Origin of the sequence: Candidatus Culexarchaeum yellowstonense (assembly GCF_024707025.1) — an archaeon.
Classification (GTDB): Archaea; Thermoproteota; Methanomethylicia; order Culexarchaeales; family Culexarchaeaceae; genus Culexarchaeum.
The window spans coordinates 1-3,784 of the sequence record NZ_JANGFQ010000187.1 but is presented as its reverse complement, the minus strand read 5'-3'; the positions used below and the strand labels follow the sequence as shown (position 1 = coordinate 3,784).

General features: G+C 39.4%; 3 protein-coding genes. 1 reads left to right on the top strand and 2 read right to left on the bottom strand.

The features are described 5' to 3' along the window. Positions 1 to 1,254: ATP-binding protein (locus MRT15_RS10830; protein ID WP_304330191.1), on the bottom strand; the 1,254-nt coding region annotated here is incomplete at its 3' end. Between the two features lie 130 nt (positions 1,255 to 1,384). Between MRT15_RS10830 and MRT15_RS10825 the strand changes: the two genes are divergently transcribed. Next, positions 1,385 to 2,281 carry an ECF transporter S component gene (locus tag MRT15_RS10825; RefSeq protein ID WP_304330189.1) on the top strand — a complete coding sequence of 299 codons (897 nt, stop codon included), beginning with the start codon at positions 1,385 to 1,387 and terminating at the stop codon, positions 2,279 to 2,281. Here the strand turns inward: MRT15_RS10825 and MRT15_RS10820 are convergent. Then, the gene (locus MRT15_RS10820; protein WP_304330188.1) at positions 2,278 to 3,654 is read right to left on the bottom strand and encodes a pyridoxal-phosphate dependent enzyme; all 1,377 of its coding nucleotides are present in this window, start codon (positions 3,652 to 3,654) and stop codon (positions 2,278 to 2,280) included. The two genes, MRT15_RS10825 and MRT15_RS10820, sit on opposite strands and share 4 nt — an antisense overlap. Between the last annotated feature and the right edge of the window lie 130 nt (positions 3,655 to 3,784).

Here is a 3,784-nt window from a genome sequence, read left to right as displayed (position 1 = left end):
TTTCAAATCCTCCAATTTATATGCTGGATAAATCTTCACTCCCCCATAATCCACCTCCTGATTTAATGTTATCATTACACCATTCTCGGCATTTATGTATTCCATGTTCCCCTTAAACTTCTCAATATCCCTTGCATCAACCTTCTCCTTAACTTCTACGGGTATTATCCCCCCATCGGATTTCAATATCACATCTATCTCCCTCCCCCCCATTCTATAGTAGTATTCCGCATTCAATGTATTCACAACATATGTCTCCAATACTCTCCCCATGCTCTCCTCAAATGTCTCCTTTGAGTATGCGTATATTAGTGATGTTGTTGATGGATAGAACTTCTTAAGCTTCCTACTTGACGCCATTTTCGATGGCCTATAATTTGATAGCGACTTAACTATTAGTGATGTTTCTAGGAATTTTAGGTAATTTGATATTGTTATCTTGCTCCTACCAAGATCTCTTGCAATTGAATTCACATTTAATATTCCACCTGGATTTGAAAGTATGATTTTCACAATTTCCTCCATTAGAATCATATCCCTAGTCTTGAATATCCTTGGAACATCCCTAATCACCACTCTATCCACAACAGCGTTTCTAATGTACTCTGAAATCTTAACTTCACTACTCCAATCCACTATTTCAGGGAATCCAGCCTTCCTCAAGTATTCCATGAAGTATATCTCCATCCTCCTCTGCGAGTATTCCAACCCCCCAATTTGAATCCCCCTCATCTCCAGAAATTCCTTGAAGGTTAGTGGTTTAAGCTCTATTAATGTGAATCTACCTGCAAGTTTCTCCAAAGCCTCTCTGGATAGGAGTGTTGTTGAAGACCCCGAGATTACGAATTTAATTTTTGGGTATAGGTCATAGAACTTCTTCAATGTTGAAGCCCAATCCATGGCATATTGAACTTCATCTAGGAATACGTATACCCTACCAGCCTCTTCAAGGGGCTTCATCAAAACATTCCTCTCATAGAAGCTTAAAACCTCTCTTAAATTGGCATTGGATTCATCGAAGGAGAAGTATAGTAGCCTCCTGGGATCTTCATATGTAAGTATATTCTCAATCAATTGGTATAGTATTGTTGTTTTACCAACCCTCCTCAAACCAGTAATCATCGTTATTCTCCTATCGCTTAAGCTTTCTAAGATGTCTTTGAATGCATGCCTCTTATATTTGGGTGCAAGCTCTTCTCTAACCCTCCCAGTGAACCACCATTCATTGAATCTCTCAACATCTTCCCTTAGCATATTGGTATATTATAATTTACCAATATTTAAGTTTTAGGTATATTTCAATGTACCAATAATTCTAAATATAGTCTATATTTAGGCTAACCTTTATATTCTTCGAATACATCAATCTTCATTGGTGGGGTTTTTGGATTTTAGGCTTCTTAGGGGTTTAGGGGTCTTTGGAGCTTTAATTTCGCTTATAGCATGTTTCCATGCAATTTTAACAGTATTCTCTTCCCTAAATTTATCCTTCCCAATGGGTGTCTTAAGTATTCCAGAACCATTTAAGTCCATTGTGAGTCTCTATGCAACTTTGATGGCTTTCCTAATCATATTCTCCATAGCCTCATTTAAAGTTGGATTATGGTATTCTGGTTTATTCATGTTTGCATCATCCATAATATCCATTATAGCCATAGCTTCACCAACAATTTACGGTTTACCACAATATGATCTACCCCCATTAGCTCTCGGTTTAATATTGTCTCTAGCTTCAGGCTTAATTGTGGTTTTCAAAGCCCCCAAACCATTTATTGGTAAGCCAATATTGACTCCATTGGAGATATCAGTTACAGCTTTATTGAGTGCCCTGCAAGCTTTCTTAACAGCCTTTGTTGGTGCAATATTCCCCTCACCCACAGGTGGATACACGCATATTGGTGATACAATAACCTTCCTAGCCGCATTCCTCTTCGGACCTAAAATTGCAATTCTAACTGGAATAATTGGGAGTCTTGTTGCAGACTTCTACCTAGCTTATCCAAGATGGTATGTTTCCATAATTGCCCATGGAGCTGAGGGATTTATTGCAGGCTTATCTTACCGTAGGAGTCTACCAATCAAGGTAATCCTATCATTAATTGCTGGTTTCTCCATGGCCTTCACATATTTCTACGTTAACATATTCATTAAAGGTTACGCTTTGGCAATGGTATCTTTCATTAGGGACTTCTTCGGTCAAGCCCTAATATCCCTAGTAATAGCGATCTTGATTCATAAGCCCATTGAGAAGGCTTTGAGGGGGATTTTGAAATCCACTTAAATAGCCCTTAACCCCTTCTCTGTTAGTGCGTAGTACTCTCTAATTCTACCCATAACCCTCTCACTCCTACTCTTAACCACATAACCCTCCTCCATGAGCTCCTTTAGATGTTGGTATAGTGTGGGTATTCTAATGTTTAACCCATACCTATCTTTAAGTTCCCTCCAAATCTGGTATCCATACATCTCCCCACCAGAGAGTACTTTCATTATCGTTAGCTTCGTATCCCCAATCCATCCGCCAGCCATATCCCTTATTACTCCACTAATCCCCGGGCTTTCCAATGCCATCATCCTAAGTGTCTTCGTATCCTTCAATCCGCTACCAGTTATTATGCATACCACCTTCGCCCCCCTCTCTATGCTTCCAGCTTTTATGAGCTTCTTCAATCCAGCTATTGTTAGACTTGCAGCTGGCTCTGCAAGTATCCCTTCGTATCTGGCTAGTTCGCTTAAAGCTTTTCTTGCTTCAGATTCATCCACAGCCACTGCGCATCCACCACTATCTTTAATGGCTTTTAAAGCTGCTTTCCCATATTTTGGCTTTTGAACCATTAAATCCCTTATATCAGTCTTCACCTCTAAAGCTTCAACATTTTCCACTCCACTCTCAAATGCTTCCACTATTGGTTTGCATCCCTCTGGTTGTACTCCAATTATCTTTGGCATCTCCCCCCTCAGTAATCCTAGGCTTTTCATTTCGTTTAGTGCTTTATATGTGTGGTATGCTAGTCCACCTTCACCCATTGGTATGATTATGTATTCTGGTGGCTCCCTCAATTGTATAATTATCTCCCATGCAATTGTCTTTTTAGCTTCATTCACTATTGGATCGTAATCAACTATGTTTGTTTTTGGGGTTTGCTCCATGGACTTCTCAATTCTAACTTCAGCTCCATAAGCCACCATTTGATATAGTTTCCCCATATCTATGCTCCTATCCACATGTATCCTAACCTTCAATCCCGATTTGGCTGCATATGCAGCTATGGATGCCCCTAGATTCCCCTTTGAGTATACTGTTATTGAGTTTAAGCCTATGCTCTTCATGAATGATGTGGCTAGGGCTGATGATCTATCAAGATATGAGCCTGTGGGTTCTATGGTTTCATCTTTAAACCATAAATCCACATTCAATTCCAAGCCAAGCGTTGTGCTCCTATGTATATGCGTGTTCCCCTCACCTAAACTTATCATTACACTAGTTTTCGGGAGTATTTCTGAGTATTTCCATATGCCATTGAGTTCAGACTTATACTCAAACTTCCTCGGCAATTTCAATTCGAAGGTTAATCCACATCCACATTTAACGCAAAACTTCATGTTTAAATCATATCCATACACTTCTCCACATCCAGTGCAAATCAACTTCAAATTGCTCCAATCCACAAGTTAATATTCGCGTTCCCACAATAATATTATTTTGGTGTGGAGTATTGCATGTTCATGTTGGATGTTGTGGATTCAGCATTTCAAGGAAGAGGTATTATAGCCTATTCGATGT